The following is a 26,494-nucleotide window of genomic DNA, read 5'->3' on the forward strand; positions in this document are numbered from 1 at the left end:
ATAAAAAAGCCCGGCGAACCGGGCTTCATGTAGGCGTGAGAACAGCTTTAGCGCTTCAGACGGGTGCCAGCGTGACTTCGACGCGGCGCGCTTCGGCGTTGCTGCCGCCAGCCTGCGTGACTTCAGGCTTGCGCAACTCGATCTTGGCCTCTGGCACGCCGGCCGCCTTGAGCGCCTCACGCACGGCTACGGCACGGTCCTTGGCGAGCTGGGCGTTCACCTCAGCGTCGCCAGTGGCGTCGTGAAAACCGGAGACGACGACCGAACGGCCTTCGGCCACCGCGCGGGCGACGTCTGCCAGCGCGGGCTGGGCACCGGGGGCCAGGTCGGCGCGGCCGGTGGCGAAGTAAAAGCGGACCACGCCGCCATCGACCACCACGCGGGCGACTTCATCTTCGGCCAGCACCAGCGTGCCGGCAGGTGCGACCACCACGGCTGCGGGCTCGACGACTGGCGCACGCGCCACGCTGCGCTGCTTGTACACCGTCACTCCCACGACGGAAGACACCACCAGCGCAATCAACGCGAAAAGGAACCCGAGGGCAAAACGTTGCTGGCTGTCGTCGTCGGAACTGCTGAAGGACATGGTCGAAACTCCGTAAATAATGATGCCGAGGATGCTTTGAACAAAACCCGCCGATTGTAAAGTCTCGCCATGCCATCGCTTGCCGTTCCCCTGCGCGACCCCGCCCCGATGCTTGATAAGGCGCTGGCCGAATGGGGCGGCGAGTCCGATCTGTGGATCTTTGGCTATGGCTCGCTGATCTGGCGGCCGGAATTCGATTTCGCTGAGCGGCGCGCAGCCAAGGTGCACGGCTGGCACCGGGCGCTCAAGATGTGGAGCCGCCTCAACCGGGGCACGCCGGAATGTCCGGGCTTGGTGTTTGGCATGCTGTCGGGCGGCAGTTGCCGGGGCATGGTGTTTCGGGTGCCCCAATTGCACGCCCGGCAGGTCATGATCAACCTCTGGCAGCGCGAGATGTCGCTGGGCGTGTATGACCCTCGCTGGCTTGATTGCCAGACGCCGGAAGGCCCCGTGCGCGCCCTCGCCTTCACGCTGTCGCGCCGCAGCCCTAGCCATGCGGGCGTGCTGCCCGACGCCGAATACCAGCGCATCTTCAGCGAAGCCACGGGCATCTACGGCACCACGCGCGACTACGCCCAGGCAACTTATGACGAACTGCAGCGGCTGGGTATCGAAGACCAAGCGCTGCGGCGGTTGCTGGCTTTGGCCAACGCGCAACCCCATCGTTGAGGCGGCGCTCATCAGGCATCTCACGGCGCCGTCCGACGCGGGCGTGCGACGGCCTGAGCGAACATCGCCGCCGTAGTATTTGCCAGGAGCTTCCCATGCGATCGTCTTCACGCTTCTTGATGCTCAGCCTCGGCGCCGTTGCGCTGGCCGGCTGCGCCAGCCTGTCGTCCAACCCTAGCGCCGTAGCACGGCTGGAACCCACGCGCGGCAACCTGACTGCGGGCGAAGTGCGCTTCGTGCAGCATGGCGACCAAGTGCGCGTGACTGGCGAAGTACGCGGCTTGAAGCCAGGCACCGAGCATGGCTTTCATGTGCACGAAAAGGGCGACTGCTCCAGCGGCGACGGCAACAGCGCCGGCGGCCACTTCAACCCGCTGGCCAAGCCGCATGGCCAGCACGGGCATGGCGACCACCACACGGGTGACTTGCCCAGCCTGGTGGCCGACTCGGCCGGCGTGGCGCGCTTTTCTTTCGAGTCGCGCAGCATCAGCGTGGGCGACGGGTCTACCGACATCGTGGGCCGCGGCTTGATCGTGCACGCACAGGCTGACGACTACGTGACTCAACCCACCGGCAATGCCGGCGCGCGCCTGGCCTGCGCGGTGATCCAGGCCGCCAAGTAAGCGCCCTGCGCGCCGCTTAGCTGGCACCGCATGCGGGCACAATCCCCGCATGACCGCCAGCAGCCACAGTCCTTCCTCTTCTTCCGCTTCTTCCCCCACTCCGCTTTCCGCGTCCGTTGCCGACCTGCGCAAGAGCTACGAGCGCGCCGAGTTGAGCGACGACGCATCTCAGCCCGACCCGCTGCGCCAGTTCGATCTGTGGCTGGGTGAGGCGCTTTCGGCGCAGCTGCCTGAACCCAACGCCATGACGCTGGCCACCGTGGGCGCAGATTTGCGCCCCAGCACGCGCATCGTGCTCATCAAGGGGTACGACGAGCGAGGCATCGTCTGGTACACCAATTACGAAAGCCGCAAGGGCCGCCAGTTGGCGGGCAACCCTTTTGCGGCGCTGCAGTTCCATTGGGTGGAGCTGGAACGCGTGGTGCGCATCGAGGGCGTGGTGGAAAAGGTGAGTGACGAGGAAAGCGACGCCTACTTCGCCAGCCGGCCACTGGATTCACGCATCGGCGCCTGGGCCAGCCCGCAAAGCCAGGTGATCAGCGGGCGCGGCACGTTGGTGGCCAACGCCGCACGCTACGGCGCGCAGTTCTTGCTGCAACCGCCACGGCCACCGCACTGGGGTGGCTTTCGGCTCAAGGCCGAGCAGTGGGAATTCTGGCAGGGCCGCAAGAGCCGCCTGCACGACCGGCTGCGCTACCGGCAAGAGGCCGGCAACTGGGTGCGCGAGCGCCTGGCGCCGTGAAAACAGGCTCGACTACCGCGGCAGATAAGGCACCAACAACAGCATCAGCGGCAGCGTAATCAACGCCATGCCGGTAGAAATCGCGATGCTGGACGACACCTCGTCCTGCATCACGCCGTAGCGTTGCGTGAAGAGAAACACGTTGGCACCCACCGGCAGCGTCGCCACGGCGAACATCACCGCCACCGGCATGCCCTTGAGGCCCAGCGCCCAGGCCAGGCCGAACACCAGCATCGGGTGCACCAGGTTCTTGACCAGCGCGATGCTCAGCGCGTCGCGCCAGTGCGCCCCCACCTTGCTGAAGGCCAGGGTGATGCCGACCAGCAGCAGCGCCAGTGGCCCCAGTGCCGTGCCTAGCACCTGCAGGGGTTTGTCCACCACCTCAGGCAGCACAAAGCCGGTCTGCGCCAGCAACAGGCCGGCCAGAATAGGCAGAGGAACCGGATGCACGACGCCATTGCGCACCGCCTGCAGCACGGTGAACACCAACGGGCGCGGCGCGCTCAGGCCAGCGCGCTGCTGCTCGCGTGCCTCGGCCAGCTCGAAGACCACGGTGGCCGATGTCAACAGGATGAGCGAATGCAGCGAGATGAGCGTGAAAAGCGTCACCAAGCCCGCGTCGCCGTAAATCAGCCCGATGAGCGGCGCGCCGATCATCAACGTGTTGCTGAACATGTGAGCCAGCCCGCGCGCGGCCGAACGGGTGGAAAAGCCGCGCACCGCCATCGTCACCACGAACACCAGGCCGCTGGCCAGAAAGTAGAGGCCGACCGGCTGGAAGTCCAGGTCTTGCACGCGCACACCAGCCATGGTGCGAAACAGCAGTGCCGGCGTCAGCACCAGAAAGACGATGTTGGACAGATCCTTGATGGCGGAGGCACGTACCCAGCCGATGCGGGCCGCCAGAAAACCGACGGCGATGCAGAGAATGACCGGGACGAGCGAGGCGAAGACAGGAGAGTTCAAGAGACGGACAGCCGGCGCTGTGGAAGATGGGGCGGGACGGTCGCGCGTGCGCCGCAGCAAACCGTCCCGATTATCCGTCCACCCGATGGCGTACTCGGCTTGACAGCCCGTTGGCAAATATTTAAGCCAAATCGGGCTCTAGCGCTTGATCCATAAGCGCTATTGGCTATCAATTCAATAGCAATTCAGCGCAACATCAGAACTCTACCTTCACCCCCACCTTCAGGCTGCGCCCCGGCAGCGGCGCCTTCGGGAAGGCCGTCGTCGTCAGGATGGACGTGGCGCTGTACGCCAGCTTGTCGGTGATGTTGTCCAGCCGCGCATACCACAGCACATTGCTGCGCGTGGCGCCGAACTGCCACTGCGTGCGGTAGCCCAGCGACGCGTTCCACAGGGTGTAGGCGCCGGTGGCGCGGGTGCCGTCCGATGGCACGCGGTTCTGTGCGGCCAGATAGTCGAAGCCCACGCCGGCACGCCATGGGCCGTTGGCCCAGGCCAGCGTGCTGCCCAAGCGGTACGGGGCGATGCGCGGCAGAGGCTCGCCGCTGTCCTTGTTGGTGGCGCGCACCAGGTCGCCGCGCAGTTCCAGGTCCAGCGTGGAGCCGCCGTCGCCGAACAGGGCCGCCTGCGTCAGGCCGCTTTCGCCCAGCAGCCGCACGCTGCCGCTGGCTTCCAACCCGTAGAAGCGGGCGCGAACGCCCTGGTAGCGGTATTCAGGCAGGGCGTCTGCCGTGCCCGCGGGCACCGGCTCGCCCTCTTCCGACAGCAGCGCGCCCGTGGGCGTGAGGCCGATGTAGTTGGCGAAACTGCTGTGGAACGCCGTGACGGCGAAGCGGTGCGGCCCGCTCTTCCAGGCGGCGCCCACGTCCACGCTGGTGGACTTTTCCACGCCCAGGGTGCTGTCGCCCGTCTCCCACGCCGCCGTGGCGATGTGCGGGCCGTTCGCGAACAGTTCGTAATCCTTGGGCGCGCGCTGGGTGTACGACAGGTTGGAGGTCAGCTGCCAGGCGGGCGTCAGGTTCACCAGCGCGCCCACGGCAGCGCTGTGGGGGTTGAAGTCCCGCTTGGCGACCTCGAAGCGATCGACGTCCGGGCTGCCGAACGATTCGACCGTGGCGCGCTCCGTGCGCGCGCCGAAGGTCAGCTTGCCCCAGTCGGTGCCCAGCTCTTCGTGCACGAACAGCGCGGTGCTGCGGCTGCGGCTGCGGGGCGCAAAGGCTTCTTCGCCCACGGCAGAAAAGCGCGTCGCTTCCGTCTGCAGGCCGACCACGCCCTGCAAGCGGCCGATGGGCGCATGCCGCGCCTCCAGCCGCAGGTCGTTGCCGCCATTGCGGAAAGTGGTGCCGGGTTCGCCGCCTTCGAATTCGGTGTGCTGGTAGTCGGTGTGGCTGGCCTGCATCCGCACGCTCTGCAGCGGCCCGGCGTCGATGCGCCAGAGGCCGTCCAGCGCATAGCGGTTTGATCGCATGCCGATGGTCACCTCGTCTTCGGCCACGGTGCCGTAGTCGCTGCGGTAGGTGCTGGCCGATGCGCCCAGGTAGCCGCGGTCGAAGAACAGCGTGCCGCCCACCGCGCCGCCGCGCGTGTGGCTGGCCGAATTGCAGATGCGCCGGGCGAGGCCGGGCGAGCCTGGCTTTTCGCACACCAGATCAGCCGGGGCGCGCACGTCGTCGGTGTCGCGGTCGAACACGTCGGCATGCAAGGCGAAGCGGTCGTTGCCGCCTTCGATCATGGCGCCGCCCGCGCGTTCGCGGTTGCCCGTGGCGGCCGAAGCTTCCACTTTGCCGTCGACGCCGTTCACCGGCTCGCGGGGAATGCGGTTGTCGATCACGTTGACCACGCCGCCCACGGCACTGCCGCCATACAGCAGCGCAGCGGGGCCGCGCAGCACCTCGATGCGTTCGGTGACCAGCGCTTCGGTGGGCACGGCGTGGTCGAAGCTGAGGGCCGAGGCATCCAGCGTGGCGCCGCTGTTTTGCAGCACGCGGATGCGGTCGCCGTCGAGCCCGCGAATGATGGGCCGGCTGGCGTTGGGGCCGAAGTAGGTGCTGCTGACGCCCGGCAGCCCGTCCAGCGTCTGGCCCAGCGTGGACTGGGTGCGCAGCGTCAGGCCGTCGCCCGACAACTGCGCGGCCGGCGCGACCTGTGTGTCAGCGCCCAGCGGGTTGCCGGTGACCGTTACGTCGGGCAGGCGCGCGGCAGCTGCGGCGTCTGCCGTGGCCGTCTGCGCGCTTGCGCCCGAGGCCAGCAGCACCAGCACGGCGCAGGCGAGCGGATGCAGCGCGGCGCGGCTTGGGTGGCCCAGAAGAAAAGAAAGGGTGGAGTTCATGGCGACGCCAAAGAAAAAGATCAAAAAGAAGGAGTCAGCGACCGTGCACGTGCGGCACGCAACATCGCCGCCCACAGGCACGGACGGACGCGCGCGCGCCGCCTCTCAAACAGGCGGCACACGGGCGTCAGCCCACGGTAAAAACGGGGACAGAGGACGCTGCACGCCAGCGCAGCGTGCAAACAAAGAGCGTCCTGCGCTTCAGGCGCTGGCCGAAGCAGGCGGTGCGCGTGCTGAAAAGGCGCGCTGGGGCCGCGCGTCGATGCCTGCCGAGGGCTGGGTTTGCGGCGCTGGCGCGGTGCTCAGGGCCGCTACGGGCAGAGGCGCTGGCAGCAGCGCGCCGCCAAACAGCAGTTGGTCGAGCAGTTGGCAATCGCTGCCCGCATGGCCGTTGAACAAGGCCTGGACAACGACCGTGCCATGGGTGCCATGGGTGGCATGGGAATGGGCGGGCTCGCCATGCGCGCTTTGCAGCACACCTGCCGCATGGGCCAGCCGCCCGTGCACTACCTGGTGCATACGGCCGAGCGAAGGCCCCAGTACCAGGCACACGGCCAGGCACCAGAGCGCAACGCGGGCTTTCAGGGCATGCACAGGCACGGCGTGGCGAATGAAATTAATGAATCAAGCGGCGCAAAGGTCAGCGGGGCAAGGGCACGCCCGTCACTCGACCTGCTTGGCTTCGACCAGCCGGTAGAACAGGCCGTACTGGTCGTCCTGCAAGGTCTGGAAGCGGCCTTCCACGACGACAGGTGTCAACGAATAGCGCACCGGCGTGCGTGCCTTCACCTCAATCATGCTTTCCGGCCCGCCCGGAATGCAGAACGCACAGGTGAGCGGCACCGAGGTCAGCAGAAAGTGCTTTTGCCCCGGCTTGGTGTCCATGGGCACCATGAAGCCCTGCACGCGGCGGATAGTCATGTGCATGGCTTTTTGCTCATCGGTGAACACGGGCTCGATGCGGTCGCGCAGGGTTTTCTTGGTCAGGTTGCTCAAGCTAGACCAGGCCACCACGTCGCTGCGTGGCTGCAGCGGTTTGATCGGGCTTTGCGGGCTGTGATAGCCAGCCCCCTGCCCGGCCGGCAGGCCGCCCGGCGCCATGGGTGATGACAAGCCGCCGCCGCCATCGGCTGGCGCCTGGGCTCGGGCATCGCCCGCCCCGCCCAGCAGACCGCAGGCCACCACAGCGGCGGCCAGCAACGCATGGGCCTTGGCAAAGGGGAAAGTGCGCGATGAATGCATGGGGTTGCCTGGCGAAAAGAGAGAGAAAGAGAAATGCGCAGAAATGCGCGAGGCCGCCCGGGTGGCGGCACCTCGCGCAGCAGCGCATCAGTGCACGTGCTTCATACCGCAGTATTTGCCAATGGCGAGAGTCTTGCACGCTGCCTGGAGTTCCTTCATGCACTGATCGTGTCCCTTGCCCGCCTCCAGGCACTTGGCGGCGGCTTCATGCGCCGAGGCCATGGCGCGGTGGCGTTCGATGTCGGCCTTGGTCTCTTTGTCTGAATGGCCTTGGGCGTGGGCCAGAGCGGCAACGGCCAACAGCGGAGCCAGCAACAGCGCAGAGAAAAGTCGTTTCATGAGAAGTCCTTTGAAGTGAGGTTGAGAAACAGGCATACAAAAATAAGGTGGATCAGGGCCGCGCCAGCAGGTCGGCCACATCGGTGCGGTAGGCGCGCAGCACGGGCAGCAGCGCCGCCAGGCAGGCCACGGCGACGGCCAGCGCCGGCACGGCCCATTCCTGCGGCAGCCAGATCGCGCCGCTCAGGGGCATGGAGCCTTCGGCACGCAGCATTTGCCCCGCCACGGCCGCCACACCATGGCCCAGGGCCACGCCGACGGCGGCAGCCAGTAGCGCCAGCCAGAGGGCTTCGCACAGCAGCAGGCCCGCCACGCGGGACGGCGGCGCGCCCAGCAGGCGCAGCAGCGCCAGGTCGGCGCGGCGCTCGCGCACAGCATTCCACAGCGCGATGAACACGCTGAGGGCGGCCACGCCCAGCAGCACGCCGCCCAGTGCGCGCAACACGTCGGCGCCCACGCCCAGCAGGCGCACCAGCCGGGTGATTTCTATGGCAGGCACAGCCGCCTGCATGGGGGTGCCGGCATTGATGGCGCGGGGCAGCGTCACGGCTGCGAGCGGGCTGCGCCAGCGCACCAGGGCCAGGGTAATTTCGCGCTCCTCGCGCAGCACGGCCAGGTCTTCGGGGTCGTCGGCCTGGGCGGATTCATGCACCTGCCAGACCGATTCGGTCGAGGTGAGCACCAGCCGGTCGAGCACGCAGCCGCAAGGCGCCAGCACGCCAGACACGGTGTACGGGTGCTCGCCATGTTCGTGCCCGCCGCCGGCCAAACCATGGCTGCCCACGAAGCGGCGGCCGATGAGCGCCCCGCCTTCTTCATGCGTGGCACCCTTCGCACCGGCGGTCATGGTTTGCGCGACCGTCGCACCCAGCACCGCCTGCATGGGCGCTTGCCAGAGCGTGCCCTGGGCCAGCGTAGCGCCGTAATGCGCTGGGTACTGCGGTGTGGTGCCAACGATGCGGTAGCCGCCGAAGCTGTCGCCCAGGCTCAGCGGAATGGCCTCGGCCACCATCGGGTTGCGCTGCAGCGCCTCGAAATCGGCCAGCGCGATGTTGCCCGGCGGCACGTCGATATGGAACACGCCCGCCAAGATGAGTTGCAGCGGGCTGCCCTTGGCCCCGACCACCATGTCGATACCCTGCACGTCGCGCTCGAAGCCTCGGTCGATCTGCGTGCCCACCAGCAACACCAGCGTGACCACGGCCAGCCCTAAGGCCAGCAGCAGCAGGTTCAAGCCCGCCTGCAGCGGCCGGGACCACAAGTAGCGCCAGGACAGCGCGGCGATGGATGCTATATTTTTCATAGCTGCTAGCGCTTAACCATCAAGCGCTGGAGGCCAATTTGGCTTGTATTTTGATCGGGCGACGCTGGAGCGCCGTGCGAGCCCGGTTGCAGCTCCAGCGACTGCGCGCCTTCCAGTGCCAGCAGCCAGCCGGCCGCGCGGGCATCGTGCGTGGCCACCACCAGCGTGGCGCCGCATGCCTGCGCGGTGCCGTGCAGCAGCGCCAATGCGGCGGCGGCAGATTCATCGTCCAGGCTGGCCGTGGGCTCGTCGGCCAGCAGCACGCGCGGCGACAGCAACACGGCGCGCGCCAACGCCACCCGCTGCGCCTGCCCGCCAGACAACTGATGCGGGCGGCGCTGGCCCAGGCCGTCCAGGTCGAGCTGCTGCAGCACCGTGTGAATGGCCGCATCGTCACGCGCCAATCCGGCGGCCAGGTAGGGCAGCGCCAGGTTTTCAGCGACGGTGAGCGCGGCACTCAGGTGCAGGCGTTGCGGCAGAAAGCCGACATTCCGGGCACGCCAGGCATCCAGCCGCGCACCCGCCAGGGCTTGCAGGGGTGTGCCCGCCACTTCCAGCGTTCCGGCCGAAGGTGTGCGCAGCCCGCCCACCAGCGCCAGCCAGGTCGATTTGCCGGCGCCCGAGCGGCCATGCAGCAGCAACCGGCCGCCTTGCGGCACCTGCACGTCGGGAAAGCCCAGCGGCGCGGCGCCCGCGTGGGTGAAGGCCAGCCCTTGCGTAGCGATCATGCGGCGACCCCTTCGCCTGGGTTGGCGCAGCCGGCGCAACGGCCGCGCACGGCAATGTCCACCGCCAGATCTTCATGGCCGGCAGAAGCCAGCGCCTTGAGCATCTGCCGCGTGGCGTTCTGCAGGCGCACGGAGCCTTCGGACAGGCGGAAATGGCGGTGGCAGTCGTCGCATTCGAAGCGCGGCGTGGCAGCGTCGTCTGCCGACGCCTGAACCAGCGTGTAACGGGCGATGCGCTGGGCGTCTACCTGCCGCCGCAGCAACCCTGCGGCCGCCAGCCGGTCAAGCAGGCGGTACACGGTGACGCGGTTGACTTCCACACCGGCACGGCTCAGTGCGGCTTCGACCTCGGCCTCAGACAGCGCGACGGCAGGCTGGTCGCCCAACAGCCGCAGCACGGCGCGCGTCGCCCGCGTGGAACGCAGGCCTGGCGGCAGAACGGGAACGATGGGTGAGGCAGCGGCGCGGGGCATGGCAGGGTGAATGCCGATTCGCCCAAAGGCTTACGGCAATCCAATAACGCAAACGGGTTGCATTATGCGGCAAGCCTGCGGGTCGCTCTACCGCCCCACTGCAACCATCAAGCAGCGTCGGGCTTGAGATGCCGGGTGAAGGTCTTGCGGAATTTCTCGACCTTGGGCCCGACCACGAAACTGCAGTAGCCCTGCCCCGGATGGTTCAGGAAGTAGTCCTGGTGATAGTCCTCGGCGGGCCAATAGCTGGCGAGCGGCTCCACCTCGGTGACCACTGGGGCGCCGAAGGCTCGGTCTTGCGTCAGCTGTGCGACGAGCTCGCTGGCAATGCGCTGGTGTTCGGGGTCGGTGGTGTAGATGCCGCTGCGGTACTGCGTGCCTACGTCGTTGCCCTGTCGGTTCAGGGTCGTCGCATCGTGGGTGGCGAAGAAGATTTCCAGAATCTCCTGCACGCTGATGACGGCCGGATCGAACGTCAGCTTCACCACTTCGGCATGGCCGGTCTGGCCGGTGCAGATCTGCTCATAGGTCGGCGCCTTGACATGGCCGTTGGCATAGCCGCTCTCCACGTCGGTCACGCCGCGCACGCGGTCGAACACCGCTTCGGTGCACCAGAAACACCCGCCGCCGAGGGTGATGGTCTGCAAGGTTGTCATCGATTGCGCTCCAGCTCGAAGAATGATGTTCGGGCAATTATGAAAGCCGCACCGCGTTGACGGTGCCGTAGGGGCTTGCTATATTACTAACCAGTCAGTCAGTAATTAATGCGTCCGATCCAATCCTCTCCCCCACCTGCAGACGAAGCACCCCGCCGTGGCCGCCGCAAGGAAGCCCGCCCGGGTGAACTGCTCGACGCGGCACTCGATTTGTTCGTCGAAAAAGGCTTCGCTGCCACCAAGGTGGACGAAGTCGCCGCGCGTGCCGGGGTGTCCAAGGGCACGCTGTTTCTCTACTTTTCCAGCAAGGAAGACCTCTTCAAGGCTGTGGTGCGAGAAAACATCGGCGGGCGCTTTGCCGAGTGGGATGTGGAAGTTGACAGCTTTGCCGGCACCACCAGCGACCTGGTGCGTTGCTGCCTGCACGACTGGTGGGCGCGCATCGGCTCTACCAAGGCCTCGGGCATCACCAAGCTGATGCTGAGCGAGGCGCAGAACTTTCCGGAAATCGCCCTCTTCTACCGCGAGGAAGTCGTGGAGCCGGGCAATCGGCTGATCCGCCGCATCTTGCAGCGCGGTGTGGAGCGCGGCGAATTCAGGGCGGTCGACCTCGACTACGCCGTCTATCTGGTGCTGGCGCCGCTGGTGTTCCTGACCATGTGGAAGCACTCACTGGGCGCCTGCGTGCCAGACGCGCCGAGCCTGTCGCCCGAGCGCTACATCGACACCCAGGCCGACACGCTGCTGCGCGGGCTGTGCGTGCGTGCAGAAGAAGCCCCCGCCCCGCCTAGAATCGTGGGTTTGTCCTGATCCACGAGTCCCGGAGTACCCCCATGAACATGCCCCTGAACACGTCCGCCAACACCAGCGATCCGATCGCCCAGGCGCGCTACAACATGATCGAGCAGCAGATCCGCCCGTGGAACGTGCTGGACCTGGACGTACTGAGTCTGCTGGCTGTGGTGCGCCGCGAAGACTTCGTGCCCGCCGCCCATTACGGCATGGCGTTCATGGACACCGAGATTCCGCTCAACAGCTCCAATGAAGAAGCCCAGCGCCTGGGACAGTTCATGCTGGCTCCACGCGTGGAAGCGCGCCTCCTGCAAGACCTGCAAGTGAAATCGACCGACCGCGTGCTGGAGATCGGCACGGGTTCGGGCTATATGGCTGCGCTGCTGGCCGCGCGTGCCGAGCATGTGACTTCCATCGAAATTGCCCCCGCCCTGGTCGAATTCGCCAGTGAGAATCTGCGCAGCGCCGGCGTCACCAACGTCGAAGTGCGTCAGGCCGACGGTGCCAAGGGCCCGGTGCCTGATGGCCCGTTCGACGTGATCGTGCTGAGCGGCTCGGTGGCCCAGGTGCCAGAGTCGTTGCTGTCTCACCTGCGCGAAGGCGGCCGCTTGGGCGCCATCGTCGGCCAGGCGCCCATGATGCGTGCCACCTTCGTGCGCCGCGTGGGCGAGCGGTTTGAAACCACCACGCCGTGGGACACCATCGCTCCGCGCCTGCAGCACTTTCCGGAGCCTTCGAGCTTCACCTTCTAAGAAAAACCACCGCAACGGCTTTCGGTTCTTCTTCAGATTTCTTCCTCTTTCAGACCTTCTCATGATCGACCACGTCCGCCCTGCCCAGTTGCCCGCCTGGTTCGCCGCCGCCCCTGATGGCGGCCGCCCCCTGGTGCTGGATGTGCGCGAACCGTGGGAGCTGCAGACCGCCAGCGTCGTGCCCGAGGGCTTCGAGCTGGCCACGATCCCGATGGGCTTGCTGCCTGACCGCCTGGCCGAACTCGACGCCACCCGGTCCGTGGCGTGCCTGTGCCATCACGGTGCGCGCAGCCTGCGGGTCGCCGCATTTCTGGAGCACCACGGTTTTGATCGTGTGGCAAACATCAGTGGCGGCATCGACGCCTGGTCGCAAGAGCGCGACACGGCGGTGCCGCGCTACTGAACCCGGTTTGCAGGGACGCGCAGGTCACCTGTGCCAGCGCGTGGTTGGTTTGCTGAAAGAGGAAGACACTTGTCATGACGTCGTTGACGCGGTTCATCTCCGTTGCCCTGGCCGTGGGCGCTGCATGGGGTTGCGGCCCCCTGGCCCAGGCGCAAAGCCTGTCTGAGTTGGCCGCGCTGGCGCGTTCCTACGACGCGCCGTGGCAGGCGGCACGCGCGCAGCTGGACGCCGCCGGCAGCCGGGCGGAACAAGCCCGCGCCGGCTTGTTGCCCAGCGCGGGCTTGTCTGCCGGTGCCAGCTATGCGCGTACCGATGTGAACCGGCCCTCGGTCGAGCTGAATGCGCCCACCCAGCAAGCAAGCTTGAACGCATCGCAGCCGCTCTATCGGCCGGCCAATCGCATCACATTCGAGCAAGGTCAGCGCGGCGTGGATATCGCACGCGCCCAACTGGATGCTGCCAGCCAGGACTTGCTGGTGCGCGTGAGCCAGGCGTACTTCGACGTGCTGGCCGCACAAGACACCCTCGCTTTCGTGAAAGCGCAAAAGTCTGCCGTGACCGAACAACGCGCCTTCGCGCAGCGCAATTTCGAGATCGGCACGGCCACCGTGACCGATTCGCGTGAGGCGCAGGCGCGCTTCGACCTGGTCGCCGCGCAGGAGATCGCCGCAGAGAACGACCTGCTCGTCAAACGGCTGGCGCTCGACCAGCTGGTGGGCCGGGCTGGAACGGTGCCCCTGCCGCTGGCCCAGCCGGTGCAGTTGCCGGCCTTGGCGCCCGCTGACGTGACCGCCTGGGTCCGCTCCGCTGAAGAGTGGCAGCCGCAGGTGCGGCAGGCCGCCATTGCCCTGGACGTCGCTCGGCTGGAAACGCGCAAGGCTGAAACCGGCCACCTGCCCACCGTCGACCTGCAGGCAGGCTACGCCGTCTCGCGCAACCCGCGCGGCACCGTCACCGCGCCGCATTTGAGTTCACGCAGCACCAATGCGAGCGTCGGTGTGGCGCTGAACCTGCCGTTGTTCGCCGGCTTCTCGGTGCAGAACCGCGTCAAGGAAACGCTGTCGCTGGAAGAAAAGGCTACCGCCGACCTGGACAATGCGCGCCGCAGCGTGGCGCAGAGCGCACGCGCCGCTTTCTACGGCGTGCAGTCCGGGCGGGGCCAGGTGGCGGCCTTGCAAGCGGCAGAAGCCTCCAGCCAAAGCGCACTGGAAGCCAACCAGTTGGGCTACCAGGTGGGAGTGCGCATCAACATCGACGTGTTGAATGCGCAAAGCCAGCTGTTCCAGACCCGGCGTGACTTGGCGCAAGCGCGCTACAACGTGCTGATGGGCAGCCTGCGGCTGCGGCAGGCCGCCGGTACGCTCAGTGACGACGATTTGCGTAATCTCGATGCGCTGACGCAACGCTGAATGCCAGCCACCTGGGGCGAGAGGTAACTACCAGGCGAACAGACGACCAGCCGATCAAGCTGCCGTGCTGCCCTGTAGCGCAGCCTCGAACCGCGCCAGCTCTTCCTGCAGCGTTCCGCGCTGACGGAACCGCTGGCCGGCGCGTTCATACCAGTTTTCAGCGTCTTCCAGATCACCCTCTTGCAGGTGCAGAAGACCGTGCAGCCACGCCGCGAGCAGCCCGTCGTGGCGCTGCACCAGGTCATGTGCCGCGTTCCACTGCCCGGCTCTCATCTGCGCGAGGATGCCGCTCAGCTCGTCATCTGGGCAGGTCATCGTTGCCTCGCTCATGTTTTGTCAGTCGGCCTGCATCGCCTGCTGCACGCAGCGGCTGTCTACGAACGGCTCCATGCTGACAATCTTGCCGTCTCTCAGACGGTAGAGGTGCGCGAAGGTGGCACGCATCGGCTTGCCCGTCTTGGGGTAGGTGCCCGAATAGACGCCAAAAGCCGCCACCCGGTCGCCGTCTGCGAGGTACGTGTGCACCTTGGCGGTGTATCCCTCCCATTCCGTCCCCAGCCGCTGAAAGACGCCAGCGACGATCTGCTCGGGACCGACATAGGTGCCCGCATACGGAAACCCGGCGGCTTCCGTCCACGTGGCATCCGGTGCCAGCACCGCCATCAGGTTGCGGCCGTTTTCTTCTGACGAACCTTCGTAGGTCGTGCGGATGATGCCGAGATTTGCGGGCACTGGCTTCAACCCCACTTCATCTCGCCCTTGGCTACCTTGGCACCGATCTGCAATGCAGGGGCAAGGCCGGCCGATGGGTAGCGCCGGTACATGGCGGCAATCAGTGCGTCGCTATTGGCGGCCTTGGTCACTTCCTCTTCAAAGGCCAGAAGGTATTCGCGGGTGTAGTTCACCGCCGACACGTCGAGCGCGCCATTGGCGGCCAGGTGCCCCGGCACCACCACGGCGGGCTTGCGTGCGGCGATGGCCTCCAGATTCTTGACCCACGCCGCGCGGCCAACGGGCGTAGGCGTGTCGGCCGTCCAGACATGCAGGCCCGAGAAGATCAGCACGCCGCCGAACACCGCGTTGAGGGATGGCACCCACAGGTAGCGGCGGTTGTCCAGGCCCTGCGCCGTGACGATCTCGATGGTGTGGCCTTCCAGGTTCAGCGATGGACCGTCGAAGGGCTCGGGAAACACGATGTCAGCCAGCTTCTGCGGACCGTTTTCCTTCAACTGGGGCGCCCAGGTGTCGATCTTCTTTTGCACGTTGGCACGAATGGCGGCAACGGTTGCCGAGGCCGCGATCACTCGCGCCTGGGGAAACGCTGCCTTGATCGGCGCCAGGCTGAAGTAATAGTCCGGGTCGCTCTGGCTGATGTAGATGGTGGTCAGGGTCTTGCCGGACGCCTTGATCGCCTCGGCCACGGCGCGGCCATCCGGCAGCGAGAAACCACCGTCGAGCAAGACGGCTTCCTTTGCGCCCGACAGCAGCACCGGCGCGCGGAAGAAGCCTTTGTCGCCCGCAGGAAAGTGTTGCCATCGCAGCGGGGCGGAAGCGGCGGGCACCGCAGCGCAACCCGCCAGGGCGGTGGTGGCGCCGGCAGCAGCGGCGGTTTGAACGAAGGTACGGCGAGTCATCAGGGCGGTCATTGGGTGATGAGTGGTCAAAAAAGAAAGGGAGCAGTCGACAGAGAAATGCGTTGCAGCAAAGATGCGTCAGGCGGCTGCAATTTGCTGGGTGAATGCTTCGGCATTCGAGAATGCGTCGCCTGCAGGCAGCAGCTGTTTCTGGCCGCCCGTGTCCAGAATGAAAGTGGGCACGCCGCGCGCTCCGAACTGGCCCAGCAAAGCCTGGGCGTCTGTCTGGCGCTGCCGGTACAAGGCCTGCAGTTCGGCATCCGCCTCAGCCAGACGGGCTGCAGCAGGCCCGAGGCCGAGCCCTTGCAGCACCCGGCTCAGGGTGTCGACGCGCGTGACGTCCTGGCCTTCCACATAGCGGGCGCGCTGAATGGGGTGCAACGCATCGGCTTCGCGTTCGGGTGCGGTCAGCGCCACAGCGGTCAGCGCCAAGGTGGCCGGGCCGCTGTCGAAGCGCTGCTGGTGGTTGCCCAGCACCTCGGTGCGGTAGCGGTCGGTGAAAGACTGCCCCGTCAAACGCTCCATGCGCTGGTCGTTGCTCCAGGCGAAGGCGGCGAATCCGTCGTTCATCGGCCGCGAGCCGTCATCTGCAAACAGGCCGCCGGGCAGCAGCCGCAGCTCCAGCCCGGGCACCGTGCCGAGCGCAGCCACCGTCTTGCCGGCACCGTAGCACCAGCCGCACAGCGGGTCGAAAACGTAATACAAGGTCTTGGACATGGAGCGGGTCGCGTCGTATGGCGCCAAAAAATGAACTGCTGCGATAGTAGGACGGCTCCATTGGGGAATAAAGGGTGGTGAAATGGATAAGCTGTATGCCAAAAGAAAACAATCACCCCGAGAGCCAGTTCGGAACCTTCGCCAACCTGAAGCGGCTGGCCTACTTCGCTGCGGTGGTGGAGACCGGCGGTTTCACCGCAGCAGCGGACCGACTGGGTATCACCAAGGCGGTGGTCAGCCAGCAGGTCGCCCGGCTGGAACAAGAATTCCGCACCACGCTGCTGACCCGCACCACCCGCAAGGTCGTGCCGACCGAGGCCGGCCAAACCTTTTATCAACGCTGCGCCGTGATATTGCGCGAGGCCGGCGAGGCGTTCGATGAGCTAGGCGAAGGCGCAGCGGAGCCCTCGGGTACCTTGCGGCTGACTGCGTCGTTCGACTACGGCATCAGCGCCGTGGTCTCCACCATCACCGAATTCACGCGCCGCTATCCGCAATGCAAGGTGGATGCGGTGTTCAGCGACCAGTCGCTCGACCTGATGTCGGGCCAGGCGGAGCTGGCCATCCGCGTCGGCTGGCTCACCGACATCAACGTGCAGGCGCGGCAGATCGGCACTTTCCGGCAATGCCTGGTAGCGGCTCCATCGTGGCATGGCGAAGTGGCCCGGCTGGCCAGCCCGCAAGACATCGGCGCCCTTCCCTTCGTCGCCAACAGCGCGCTGCGCGACCCGACGCACTGGAGCTTCTCGCACGACACGCTGGAGCCGCAAAGCGTCACCGTGCATTCCGCGATGGCGCTGAACGCGACGCTTGCCGTATGCGAGGCAGTCCGCCAGGGCGCCGGACTGTCTGTGCTGCCCGACTTCGCGGTGGCCGACGACTTGGCCGCTGGCCGGTTGATCCATGTGCTGCCCGGCTGGATGTTGCCCTCGGGAGGCATTCATGCCGTCTTTCCTGCAGCTCGCTTTCGGCCGGCGAAGGTGCGCGCCTTCGTGAACCTGCTGATCGAGCGGGAAGCGTTGCGCGCTACAGCTGGTGCACCACCAGCTTGAAGTCGCGGTCTTCCTCGAACGCCTTCACCTCGAAGCCCAGGCGCCGCATCAGCTTGAGCATGCTGGGGTTGTTGGCCAGCACCAGGCCGTTGATTTCCGCCAGGCCCCGGTCTCGCGCCACGTCCATGATGCTCAGCATCAAGCGTGACCCGAGCCCGCGGCCATTGAAGTCGTCGGCCACCACCAGCGCGAATTCGCAGCTGGACTGGTCTGGGTTGGTCACGTAGCGCGACACACCCACCACGCGCTCTTTCTCAACCACATCGCCCGTGTCGCCCACCGATCGCTCGCGATACACCGCCACCAGCGCCATCTCGCGGTCGTAGTCGATCAGCGTGAAGCGCGCCAGCATGCTCGCGGGCAACTCGGCCAGTTGCGAGATGAAGCGGAAGTACCGGCTCTCGGGCGACATGCCCTTGACCAGCGTCTGCAGCATCTGGGCGTCGTCCGGGCGGATCGGGCGCACCAGAAACTCGCCGCCGCCACGCATGGGCCAGATCTGCTCGTAGCGCGCCGGGTACGGCAGGATGGCCAGGTGGTGATAGCTGTCGGCCCGGCCGCTGGCGCCCAGCCCCGCACTCGCGATGACGATGCGCGCATCCACCGCCACGGCCCCCAGTTCGTCGGCGATCAACGGGTTGATGTCCATCTCGCGCAGTTGCGGCAGCGCGCACACCATTTCCGACACGCGCAGCAGCACCTGCTCCAGCGCCTCCCGGTCCACCGCGCTGGCACCGCGCCATTCGCCCAGCGTTTCCGCCACGCGGGATCGGTCGATCAGGCGGCGCGCCAGAAATTGGTTCAGCGGCGGCAGCTCCATCGCGCGGTCGTCGATCAGCTCGACCATGGTGCCGCCCGCGCCGAAGGTGATGACGGGGCCGAATGGGTCATCGGTCACCACGCCGATGCAGATCTCGCGGCCGCGCCGGGCGCGCGCCATGTTCTGCACCGTCACGCCGTTGATGCGCGCGCCGGGCTGCAGCCGGGCCACGCGCTGCACCATGTCGGTGTAGGCATCGCGCGCGCCGGTGCCGCTGTGAATGTTCAGCGCCACGCCGCCCACGTCCGACTTGTGCGTCACGTCGGGCGAGTCGATCTTCAGCGCCACTGGAAAGCCCAGCTGCGTGGCGATCATCATGGCCTCGTGGCTGCTGCGCGCCAGGATGGTCTTGGTAACGGGAATATGAAACGCCGCCAACAGCGTCTTCGATTCCATCTCGGTCAGCACGTTGCGGCGCTCGGCCAGCACGCTTTCGATCACCAGGCGCGCGCCTTCGATGTCGGGCTTGGCCAGTGCGGTGAGCGGCGGCGGCGTCTGCTGCAGCAACTGCTGGTTTTGGTAGAACGAAGCGATGTTGCCGAAGGCGCCCACCGCAGCCTCCGGCGTGCGAAAGCTGGGAATTTCGGCCTCGCGCAGCAGCTCGCGCGCGGGCACCACCGACTCGTCGCCCATCCAGCACGCCAGCAAAGGCTTGCCGATCAACGGCTTGGCCTCGGCCAGCACGGCCGCCACGGCGGCCGAATCGGCACCGACCTTGGGCGAGAAGATGGCGAGCACGCCATCCACCTGCCGGTCGCGTGCGGCGGCTTCGATGGCTGCGCGGTAGTGCTGTGGCCCAGCTTCTTCCGACACGTCGATCAGGTCTGCCAGCGAGGCCAGCGGCGGTAGCTGCGGCGCCAGCGTCGCGACTGATTCCGGCGACAGGCGTGCCAGATCCAGGTGAATCTCGTTGACCCAGTCAGCCGCCAGCACACCCGGGCCGCCGCCATTCGTCACGATGGCCAGGCGCTTGCCCACCGGCCGGTAGCGCGAGGCCAGGCATTTGGCGGCCGAGAACAGCTCCACGAACGAGCGCACACGCACCGCGCCCGCGCGCCGCAGCGCCGCGTCGAACACGTCGTCGCTGCCCACGATGGCGCCGCTGTGCGTCTGCGCGGCCGCGTTGCCAGCGGGCTTGCGGCCGGCCTTCAGCACCACCACCGGCTTGGCATTGGCCGCCGAGCGCAGCGCGCTCATGAACCGGCGCGCGCTGGAAATGCCTTCCATATAGACCACGATGCTTTGCGTGCGCCCGTCGTTGGCCAGAAAGTCGAGCACCTGGGCGATGTCCACATCGGTGTTTGGCCCCAGCGAAACCACGGTGGAAAAGCCCACCGCGTTCTTGCTCGCCCAGTCCAGGATCGACGCCGTCAGCGAGCCCGACTGGCAGACCAGCGCCAGCGAGCCTTCCCGCGCCAGCGGCCCGGCCGCGCTGGCATTCAGCTGCAGGTGCGGCCGCTGCAAGCCCAGCGAATTGGGGCCGAGCAAGTGCATGCCTTCGCGCCGCGCGATCTGCTTCAGGCGGGCGGCCTGCTCGCCGTCCAGCCCGTGCGAAAGCACCAGGGCCGCGCGGCAACCAATGCGCCCCGCTACTTCCAGCGCCGCCACGGTGTCGGACGGCGGCAGCGCGATGACGGCCAGATCGGCACGCGTCTGCGCCAGATCGGCCAGCGTGCCGCTGGTGTGGATGTCGAGAAACTGCAGCATGCCGGCAAAGCGCTGGGCACGCAGCGCCTGGTGCAGCGCGCGGGCGCAGGGCGTCAGCGTGTCAGGTGCGTCCGCCCGCCCGGCCAGCACGGCGACGGAGGTGGGAGCGAACAGCGGAGTGAGGTAGTGTTTTTCGATCATGAACGAAGCGGCCTTTGTACGGCGACGGCGGATAAGGCGGCGCAGTGGGCAGCGCATCGGAACCGGGTGCAGATTCCAGCCGCCATTTTGCGGCAAGCCCACGCCCTCGCCTACGCGGGCGGCGCAGGGCTTTGCGCCAGATCCGGCCGCGCCGTCGGGTGGCGCTCAGTCGGCCGTGCCGATGTACTGGCGCAGCCGCTGCACCACCGCCATCGCCGTGGACAGCGCCGCGCCGCGGTGCGCTCGGGTGAAGGCCAGCGCCCTGGCCTGCGTTGCGGCCAGGCGCTCGGCGTCGTGCACCAAGCTTTCAGCGGTGGCGATGCCCTCCTGCAGGTCGGCCACCCGCAGGGCGGCGCCCGCATCGCAGGCCAGGCGCGCGGCCTCGGCAAAGTTGTAGGTGTGCGGGCCGGTGACGACCGGGCAACCGCAGGCCGCCGCCTCGATCAGGTTCTGCCCACCCAGCGGCGCGAAGCTGCCGCCCAGCAGCGCCGCGTGCGCCAGGCCGTAATAGAGCGACATCTCACCCAGCGAATCGCCCAGCCAGACATCGGCCGCGCCGGGCGACGCGGCCCAGCTGCTGCGGCACGACACGGTCATGCCCGCGGCTTCGATCAGCTGGCGGACTTCTTCGAAGCGCTGCGGATGGCGTGGCACGACCAGCCACTGTACTGACCCAGGGCCATTTGCTATATTTTTTATAGCTACCTGCGCTTGACCATCAAGCGCTAGAGGCCGATTTGACCTCAAAGCCTCGATCCACATCGCCTCTTCGCCTTCGCGGCTGCTCGCCAGCAGCACCACTGGCCGCGGGCCGGCGTCGCGCCATGCCTGGCCCTGCGCCAGCTGCGCCGGGTCCGGAACCATGTCGAACTTGACGTTGCCGAACACGCCCTCGACCTGCGCACCCGCCGCGCGCAGGCGCTCGGCGTCGACTTCGGTCTGTGCCCACACCGCCGTCAGTCCGGCATAGGCCGGGCGCGCCAGCCAGGCCAGGCGGCGTGCGCCGGCCAGAGACTTTTCGTTCAGGCGCGCATTGGCCAGCACCAGCGGAATGCGCCGCCGCTGGCAGCCCGCCACCAGGTTGGGCCAGATCTCCGTTTCCATCAGCACGCCGATGGCGGGCTGAAACTCATCCAGAAACCGGCCGACTGCGCCCGGCGTGTCCCACGGCTGCCAGACCTGCACGTCGCCGGGGCGCAGCAGCTTGTGGCCTTCGGCCCGCCCGGTGGCGGTGCCGTGCGTCAGCAGCAGGCGCATGTGCGGCATCAGCGTGCGCAATTCGGCCAGCAAGATGGCGGCAGCGCGGGTTTCGCCCAGCGACACGGCATGCAGCCAGACCAGCGGCGTGCTGGAATCGTCCACCGAATCCACCAGCGTGCTGCCGGCGCCGGCGACACTGTCCAGCTCGGGCGCGTAATGGCCGAAGCGTTCTTCCACCGCTGCCAGATAGCCTGGCTCGGTTTCACCACGGCGTCGCAGCTTGGCGCGCAGCATCGGCTGGGCGCAGACCATCAGCGCCGAATACAGCGCTCGCACGACGCGGCTCACGGGGCGTTCAGTTCGTCAGTGTGGGAAGGGAGCGCGGCACGCTCAATGCGCCGCGCTGCCTACCTTGGCGCCAGGTTTGACGCGCTCCAGCAGCGCCAGCATCTCGCCTTCGATGCGGTGCATGGCTTCGGGCGTGTGGCCTTCGAAGCGCAGCACCAGCACCGGCGTGGTGTTGCTGGCGCGGATCAGGCCGAAGCCGTCCGGCCAGTCCACGCGCAGCCCGTCGATGGTGTTGATTTGCGCCGGAGCGGAAAAGCTCTCGGCGGCCAGCGCCTGCAACTCGGCCGTCAGGCGGTGGGGTTCGCCCTCTTCGCAGCTGACGTTCAGCTCGGGCGTCGAATGGCTGGTCGGCAGGCCGTTCAGCACGGCACCGGGGTCGGATTCGCGGCTCAGAATTTCCAGCAGGCGGCAGCCGGCGTAGGTGCCGTCGTCAAAGCCGAACCAGCGTTCCTTGAAGAAGATGTGGCCGCTCATCTCGCCGCCCAGGGGCGAGTCGAGCTCCTTCATGCGTGCCTTGATCAGCGAGTGGCCGGTCTTGTACATGACGGGCTGCCCGCCTGCCTCGGCAATGGCCGGCGCCAGGCGCTGGGTGCACTTCACGTCAAAGAGGATGTGGCCGCCGGGCACGCGCGAGAGCACGTCGCGGGCGAACAGCATCATCTGGCGGTCGGGGAAGATGTTCTGCCCATCCTTGGTGACGATGCCCAGCCTGTCACCGTCGCCGTCGAAGGCCAGGCCCAGTTCAGCGTCGGTGGTCTGCAGCTTGGCGATCAAATCGCGCAGGTTCTCGGGCTTGCTCGGGTCGGGGTGGTGGTTGGGAAAGTCGCCGTCCACTTCAGAGAACAGCTCGATCACCTCGCAACCCAACGCGCGGAAGATGCCGGGAGCCGACGCACCGGCAATGCCGTTGCCGCTGTCCACCACGATCTTCATGGGGCGCGCCAGCTTCACGTCGGAGGTGATGCGTTCCGCATACGCGGGCAGCACGTCGGCCTGGCGCACGCTGCCGCCCTCTTTCAGTTGCCAGCTCTCGTCTTCCATGGTGCGGCGCAGCGCCTGGATCTCTTCGCCGTAGATGGCTCGGCCGGCCAGCACCATCTTGAAGCCGTTGTAGTCCTTGGGGTTGTGGCTGCCGGTGACCTGGATGCCGCTGGCGCACAGCGTGTGGGCCGCGAAGTACAGCAGGGGCGTGGTGACAGCGCCGACGTCGATGACTTCGATGCCCACATCGACCAGGCCGGCGATCAGCGCGGCCGACAGGGCCGGGCCGGAGATGCGCCCGTCGCGGCCGACGGCCACCACTGTCTGGCCTTCGGCGCGGGCGACGGTGCCGAACGCACGGCCCAGGCCGCGCGCGACGTCCTCATTCAAAGTGCTCGGCACGATGCCGCGAATGTCGTAGGCCTTGAAGATGGCGGGCGTCAATTGCACAGGGGTTCCTTCACTGTTTCAGGGGAGTGAGCCGCTGCAGGGGGCCAGCGAGTGCCGGTGCCCGCGCAGTCCGAAGGCGCAGTTGGCGCGAATTGTAGGCGGGGGACCAGCCCGGGCGGGTCCATCGGCGCGTAGGCCGGCGCCGCAAATGCTGCGGCTCGAGGAGTAGTCAGGCATACGTCCGGAAACGGCCAGCGCCCGGCTGCGTGCCGCCTATGATTTGCCCCATGCCCCGCCTGCTCTCTCGCCCTGCCGACCGACAAGAAGACGCGCAAGCCGACGCCCGTTACCTGGCGCTGTCGGCCAAGGACGCGCGGTTCGACGGGCGCTTTTTTACCGGCGTCACCAGCACCGGCATCTACTGCCGGCCGGTCTGCGCCGTGCGCACGCCCCGGCGCGAAAACTGCCGCTTCTACGACCTGGCCGCCCAGGCCGAGGCGGCGGGCTTTCGCCCCTGCCTGCGCTGCCGGCCCGAACTGGCACCGCGCAACCTGGCCTGGTCCACGCAAGACGCGCCGGACATCCTGGTGCGCGAAGCCCTGCGCCTGCTCGACGGCGAAGGTGCTCTGGGCATGGCGGAGACCGGCGGCCTGGTCGCGCTGGCTGCGCGCCTGGGTGTGAGCGACCGCCATCTGCGACGCGTGTTCGAGGCCGCGCTGGGCGTGTCGCCCCTTCAATATGTACAGACCCGCCGGCTGCTGACGGCCAAGCAGCTGTTGACCGACACCGATCTGCCCGTCACCCAGGTGGCGCTGGCCAGCGGCTTTGGCAGCGTGCGGCGGTTCAACGCCGCCTTCTCCGGTCACTACGGGCTGAACCCCACACAACTGCGGCAACGCGGGCCGGCGCGATCGGGCGGCGGCGCCACCGTGCGCCTGCCTTGGAGGCCGCCGCTGGACGTGCCCGCGCTGCTGGGCTTTTTCGCGCAGCGGCAGATTCACGCGGTGGAACATGTCGTCGCCACGGACGCCCTGTTGGCATTGCGCCGCACCGTGCGCTGGCAGACCGGCGCTGGCGCAACGTTGGCAGGCTGGCTGGACGTGCGCTTCGACCCGGTGCGCCCGCTGGCCTGGCTGCAGGTCAGCGACAGCCTGCACCCGGTGCTGCCGCAGGTGATTGCCCGCGTGCGCGGCATGTTCGATCTGGACGCAGATCCGCAGGCCATTCATGCGGTGCTGGGTGCAGCCTTTCCCGACGGTGCCGGCCTGCGCGTGCCGGGTGTGTTCGACGGCTTCGAGCTGGCGGTGCGCGCGGTGCTGGGCCAGCAGATTACCGTGGCCGCAGCCCGCACCCTGGCGCAGCGGCTGGTGGAGCGCTTCGGCGAGACGCTGGCGACGCCCTGGCCCGAACTGTCGCGGCTCTTCCCCGCGCCCGCCGTGCTGGCCGCCGCCGAGGGCGACGCGCTGGGCGCGCTCGGCATCGTGCGCCAGCGCCAGGCCGCCATCGTGGCGCTGGCGCGTGCGGTCGACGGAGGCCAGCTGGCGCTGCATGCGGGCGCTGACGTGGCCGCCACCACCGCGGCCCTGTGCGCGCTGCCCGGCATTGGCGACTGGACAGCGCAGTACATCGCCATGCGCGCGCTGCGCTGGCCCGACGCCTTTCCGGCCGGCGACGTAGCCTTGCATTCCGCGTTGGGCCTTCGCGACGAGCCGCGGCCGGCGCAGGCCGCCACCGCAATGGCCGAAGCCTGGCGGCCCTGGCGCAGCTACGCCGTCATACGGGCCTGGAGCGCGGGGCCGCGAGCACCGGCCAAATTAGGTGATTCACTATCAAAAACATAGCTACCAGCGCTTATCCATCAAGCGCCAGAGGCCGATTTCATTCAAAAAACACACCATGATCTTCCACCCTGACACCGTACAAAGCCGCATCGCCACCGCCCTGGGTGACGTGCGCCTGGCCGCATCGCCGCGGGGCCTGGCGGGCCTGTGGTTCGACGGCCAGCGCCACCTGCCCGTGCAGCCGCTGGACGGGCCCGCCGCCTGGGCCCAGGCGCCCGACCACCCCGTGCTGCGCGAAGCCGCCCGGCAGCTGACCGACTACCTGGCCGGCCGGCGCAGCGGGTTCGATCTGCCGCTGGACCTGGCCTCGGGCACGCCGTTTCAGCAGTCCGTCTGGCAGGCGCTGTGCGGCATCGACCATGGGTTGACCGTCAGCTACGCCGCGCTCAGCCGCCAGGTGGGCCGGCCGCTGGCGGTGCGTGCGGTGGGCGCAGCCGTGGGCCGCAACCCGATCAGCGTGATCGTGCCCTGCCACCGGGTGCTGGGTTCGGGCGGCGCGCTGACGGGGTATGCCGGCGGACTCGATCGCAAGGCGGCGCTGCTGCGACTGGAAGGAGCGCTGGCGGCGCACGCCGGCGCGGCGGATGACCTGCCGCTGTTCAGCAACGCGACGGCCGGAGCCGCCGCATGAGCGAGCAAGGCACCAGCGCAGCCCCCAGCTGGGTGGGCGAATTCGTCTTGCTCGCAGCGCTCTGGGGCGCTTCGTTCCTGTTCATGCGGCTGGGCGCGGCCGAATTCGGGGCGCTGCCCACCGCCGGCCTGCGGGTCGGCCTGGCCACGCTGTTTCTGTGGCCCATTTTGCTGCGGCAGGGGCAATGGCCGGCGCTCAAGCAGCACTGGCGGCCGGTGCTGCTGGGCGGAATCATCAATTCGGCGATTCCGTTCGCGCTGTATTCGTGGGCGGTCATGCACATCGCCACCGGGCTCACTTCCATACTGAACGCCACGGTGCCGCTCTTCGGCGCACTGGTGGCATGGGTGTGGCTGGGCGACCGCATCACCCGGCTGCGATGGCTGGGCCTGGCGCTGGGATTCGTCGGCGTGGCGCTGCTGGCCTGGCGCGCGCCTGCGGGCACGGGCTTCAAGACCGAGCACGCCGGCTGGGCGATGGCGGCGTGCCTGCTGGCTTCCAGTTGCTATGCCGTGGCGGCCAGCTTTGCGCGGCGCAACCTGGTCGGCGTGCCTCCGCTGGTCACTGCCACGGGCAGCCAGCTGGGCGCCACGCTGGGCCTGGCATTGCCCACCATCTGGCTCTGGCCCGCGCAAATGCCCGGGCTGCGCGCCTGGGCCGCGGTGGTGGCCATCGCAGTGCTGTGCACCGGCATCGCCTACATCCTGTACTTCCGGCTCATCGCCCACGCCGGGCCCAGCCGGGCGCTGGCCGTCACCTTTCTCGCGCCGGTGTTCGCGCTGCTCTACGGAGCGCTCTTTCTGCACGAGGCCGTCACGCCGTGGATGATGGGCTGCGGCGTGGTGATCGTGTGCGGCACCATGCTGTCAACCGGTCTGGTGAGCGGGCGGCGACGCGAGGCCGCCACAGTGCGGTAAAGCCGGTGCGTCGGGATAGGCGGTGGCTGCGCGCTCCGCCTACACTCGCGCCCATGCTCGCTGCACTGCTCCCATTTTTGCACCCCGTGCCGCCGCGCGGCGC

Annotated in this window: 28 protein-coding genes; 11 read left to right on the forward strand and 17 right to left on the reverse strand. The window is 67.7% G+C overall.

The window, feature by feature from the left end; genetic code table 11:
* Positions 1–55: 55 nt before the first annotated feature.
* Positions 56–586 (reverse strand): OmpA family protein, encoded by a 531-nt coding sequence (locus RQI28_RS01325; RefSeq protein WP_311220793.1) that lies wholly within the window; start codon positions 584–586, stop codon positions 56–58.
* A gap of 69 nt (positions 587–655) precedes the next feature.
* Between RQI28_RS01325 and RQI28_RS01330 the strand changes: the two genes are divergently transcribed.
* The 3 genes from RQI28_RS01330 to pdxH all read left to right on the forward strand — a co-directional run bounded on the left by RQI28_RS01330 (position 656) and on the right by pdxH (position 2,620).
* Positions 656–1,255, forward strand: coding sequence for a gamma-glutamylcyclotransferase (locus RQI28_RS01330; RefSeq protein ID WP_311220794.1), 600 nt, complete (start codon positions 656–658; stop codon positions 1,253–1,255).
* A gap of 95 nt (positions 1,256–1,350) precedes the next feature.
* On the forward strand, positions 1,351–1,878 hold the full coding sequence (locus tag RQI28_RS01335; protein ID WP_311220795.1) for a superoxide dismutase family protein: 528 nt from the start codon (positions 1,351–1,353) through the stop codon (positions 1,876–1,878).
* Positions 1,879–1,927: 49 nt separating this feature from the next.
* A complete protein-coding gene (gene pdxH, locus RQI28_RS01340; RefSeq protein ID WP_311220796.1) occupies positions 1,928–2,620 on the forward strand; it encodes a pyridoxamine 5'-phosphate oxidase in 693 nt (230 codons plus the stop codon).
* A gap of 12 nt (positions 2,621–2,632) precedes the next feature.
* Here the strand turns inward: pdxH and RQI28_RS01345 are convergent, their stop codons facing one another.
* The 9 genes from RQI28_RS01345 to msrA all read right to left on the reverse strand — a co-directional run bounded on the left by RQI28_RS01345 (position 2,633) and on the right by msrA (position 10,656).
* Positions 2,633–3,586, reverse strand: a complete 954-nt coding sequence (locus RQI28_RS01345; RefSeq protein WP_311220797.1) for an AEC family transporter — start codon at positions 3,584–3,586, stop codon at positions 2,633–2,635.
* A 196-nt stretch (positions 3,587–3,782) separates the two neighbouring features.
* A complete protein-coding gene (locus RQI28_RS01350) occupies positions 3,783–5,915 on the reverse strand; it encodes a TonB-dependent receptor domain-containing protein (RefSeq protein WP_311220798.1) in 2,133 nt (710 codons plus the stop codon).
* Between the two features lie 201 nt (positions 5,916–6,116).
* Entirely contained in the window at positions 6,117–6,515 is a 399-nt protein-coding gene (locus RQI28_RS01355) for a hypothetical protein (RefSeq protein ID WP_311220799.1), read from the reverse strand.
* Between the two features lie 63 nt (positions 6,516–6,578).
* On the reverse strand, positions 6,579–7,157 hold the full coding sequence (locus tag RQI28_RS01360; protein WP_311220800.1) for a hypothetical protein: 579 nt from the start codon (positions 7,155–7,157) through the stop codon (positions 6,579–6,581).
* Between the two features lie 87 nt (positions 7,158–7,244).
* Positions 7,245–7,496 (reverse strand): hypothetical protein, encoded by a 252-nt coding sequence (locus RQI28_RS01365; RefSeq protein WP_311220801.1) that lies wholly within the window; start codon positions 7,494–7,496, stop codon positions 7,245–7,247.
* A 52-nt stretch (positions 7,497–7,548) separates the two neighbouring features.
* On the reverse strand, positions 7,549–8,799 hold the full coding sequence (locus tag RQI28_RS01370; protein ID WP_311220802.1) for an FtsX-like permease family protein: 1,251 nt from the start codon (positions 8,797–8,799) through the stop codon (positions 7,549–7,551).
* A gap of 5 nt (positions 8,800–8,804) precedes the next feature.
* Positions 8,805–9,527, reverse strand: a complete 723-nt coding sequence (locus RQI28_RS01375) for an ATP-binding cassette domain-containing protein (RefSeq protein WP_311220803.1) — start codon at positions 9,525–9,527, stop codon at positions 8,805–8,807.
* On the reverse strand, positions 9,524–10,000 hold the full coding sequence (locus RQI28_RS01380) for a transcriptional repressor (RefSeq protein WP_311220804.1): 477 nt from the start codon (positions 9,998–10,000) through the stop codon (positions 9,524–9,526). The genes RQI28_RS01375 and RQI28_RS01380 overlap by 4 nt, the downstream gene beginning before the upstream one ends.
* A 107-nt stretch (positions 10,001–10,107) precedes the next feature.
* Complete coding sequence (gene msrA / locus RQI28_RS01385) at positions 10,108–10,656, reverse strand: peptide-methionine (S)-S-oxide reductase MsrA (RefSeq protein WP_311220805.1); 549 nt, start codon at positions 10,654–10,656, stop codon at positions 10,108–10,110.
* Between the two features lie 108 nt (positions 10,657–10,764).
* Between msrA and RQI28_RS01390 the strand changes: the two genes are divergently transcribed.
* The 4 genes from RQI28_RS01390 to RQI28_RS01405 all read left to right on the forward strand — a co-directional run bounded on the left by RQI28_RS01390 (position 10,765) and on the right by RQI28_RS01405 (position 14,012).
* On the forward strand, positions 10,765–11,466 hold the full coding sequence (locus RQI28_RS01390; RefSeq protein WP_311220806.1) for a TetR/AcrR family transcriptional regulator: 702 nt from the start codon (positions 10,765–10,767) through the stop codon (positions 11,464–11,466).
* 23 nt (positions 11,467–11,489) lie between these two features.
* Positions 11,490–12,200: a protein-L-isoaspartate O-methyltransferase gene (locus RQI28_RS01395; protein ID WP_311220807.1), complete on the forward strand. Its 711-nt coding sequence runs from the start codon at positions 11,490–11,492 to the stop codon at positions 12,198–12,200.
* A 61-nt stretch (positions 12,201–12,261) separates the two neighbouring features.
* Positions 12,262–12,603 (forward strand): rhodanese-like domain-containing protein, encoded by a 342-nt coding sequence (locus tag RQI28_RS01400; protein WP_311220808.1) that lies wholly within the window; start codon positions 12,262–12,264, stop codon positions 12,601–12,603.
* 74 nt (positions 12,604–12,677) lie between these two features.
* Positions 12,678–14,012 carry a TolC family outer membrane protein gene (locus RQI28_RS01405; protein ID WP_311220809.1) on the forward strand — a complete coding sequence of 445 codons (1,335 nt, stop codon included), beginning with the start codon at positions 12,678–12,680 and terminating at the stop codon, positions 14,010–14,012.
* A gap of 54 nt (positions 14,013–14,066) precedes the next feature.
* Here the strand turns inward: RQI28_RS01405 and RQI28_RS01410 are convergent, their stop codons facing one another.
* The 4 genes from RQI28_RS01410 to RQI28_RS01425 form a co-directional block, all read right to left on the reverse strand.
* A complete protein-coding gene (locus tag RQI28_RS01410; RefSeq protein WP_311220810.1) occupies positions 14,067–14,327 on the reverse strand; it encodes a hypothetical protein in 261 nt (86 codons plus the stop codon).
* A 21-nt stretch (positions 14,328–14,348) separates the two neighbouring features.
* Positions 14,349–14,744, reverse strand: a complete 396-nt coding sequence (locus tag RQI28_RS01415) for a nuclear transport factor 2 family protein (protein ID WP_311220811.1) — start codon at positions 14,742–14,744, stop codon at positions 14,349–14,351.
* Between the two features lie 5 nt (positions 14,745–14,749).
* Positions 14,750–15,649 carry an MBL fold metallo-hydrolase gene (locus tag RQI28_RS01420; RefSeq protein WP_311221539.1) on the reverse strand — a complete coding sequence of 300 codons (900 nt, stop codon included), beginning with the start codon at positions 15,647–15,649 and terminating at the stop codon, positions 14,750–14,752.
* A 75-nt stretch (positions 15,650–15,724) separates the two neighbouring features.
* Positions 15,725–16,363, reverse strand: a complete 639-nt coding sequence (locus RQI28_RS01425; protein ID WP_311220812.1) for a DsbA family protein — start codon at positions 16,361–16,363, stop codon at positions 15,725–15,727.
* A 95-nt stretch (positions 16,364–16,458) separates the two neighbouring features.
* Between RQI28_RS01425 and RQI28_RS01430 the strand changes: the two genes are divergently transcribed.
* A complete protein-coding gene (locus RQI28_RS01430; RefSeq protein WP_311220813.1) occupies positions 16,459–17,415 on the forward strand; it encodes a LysR family transcriptional regulator in 957 nt (318 codons plus the stop codon).
* On the opposite strand, the gene RQI28_RS01435 is transcribed toward RQI28_RS01430, so the two are convergent.
* The 3 genes from RQI28_RS01435 to RQI28_RS01445 form a co-directional block, all read right to left on the reverse strand.
* Positions 17,390–20,083, reverse strand: a complete 2,694-nt coding sequence (locus RQI28_RS01435) for a bifunctional acetate--CoA ligase family protein/GNAT family N-acetyltransferase (RefSeq protein WP_311220814.1) — start codon at positions 20,081–20,083, stop codon at positions 17,390–17,392. The two genes, RQI28_RS01430 and RQI28_RS01435, sit on opposite strands and share 26 nt — an antisense overlap.
* Positions 20,084–20,248: 165 nt before the next feature.
* Positions 20,249–21,631 (reverse strand): 3-deoxy-D-manno-octulosonic acid transferase, encoded by a 1,383-nt coding sequence (locus RQI28_RS01440; RefSeq protein ID WP_311220815.1) that lies wholly within the window; start codon positions 21,629–21,631, stop codon positions 20,249–20,251.
* A gap of 42 nt (positions 21,632–21,673) precedes the next feature.
* Positions 21,674–23,062, reverse strand: coding sequence for a phosphomannomutase/phosphoglucomutase (locus RQI28_RS01445; RefSeq protein ID WP_311220816.1), 1,389 nt, complete (start codon positions 23,060–23,062; stop codon positions 21,674–21,676).
* A 227-nt stretch (positions 23,063–23,289) separates the two neighbouring features.
* Here RQI28_RS01445 and RQI28_RS01450 point away from each other — a divergent pair, with 227 nt between their 5' ends.
* From RQI28_RS01450 to RQI28_RS01460, 3 genes are read left to right on the forward strand one after another with little or no spacing between them, the layout of a single operon-like run.
* On the forward strand, positions 23,290–24,843 hold the full coding sequence (locus tag RQI28_RS01450; RefSeq protein ID WP_311220817.1) for an Ada metal-binding domain-containing protein: 1,554 nt from the start codon (positions 23,290–23,292) through the stop codon (positions 24,841–24,843).
* Positions 24,844–24,898: 55 nt separating this feature from the next.
* On the forward strand, positions 24,899–25,474 hold the full coding sequence (locus tag RQI28_RS01455) for a methylated-DNA--[protein]-cysteine S-methyltransferase (RefSeq protein WP_311220818.1): 576 nt from the start codon (positions 24,899–24,901) through the stop codon (positions 25,472–25,474).
* The gene (locus RQI28_RS01460; protein WP_311220819.1) at positions 25,471–26,391 is read left to right on the forward strand and encodes a DMT family transporter; all 921 of its coding nucleotides are present in this window, start codon (positions 25,471–25,473) and stop codon (positions 26,389–26,391) included. The genes RQI28_RS01455 and RQI28_RS01460 overlap by 4 nt, the downstream gene beginning before the upstream one ends.
* The last annotated feature ends 103 nt before the right edge of the window (positions 26,392–26,494 follow it).

Source organism: Acidovorax sp. WCS2018Noco2-16 (assembly GCF_031843945.1).
Classification (GTDB): domain Bacteria; phylum Pseudomonadota; class Gammaproteobacteria; order Burkholderiales; family Burkholderiaceae_C; genus Paracidovorax.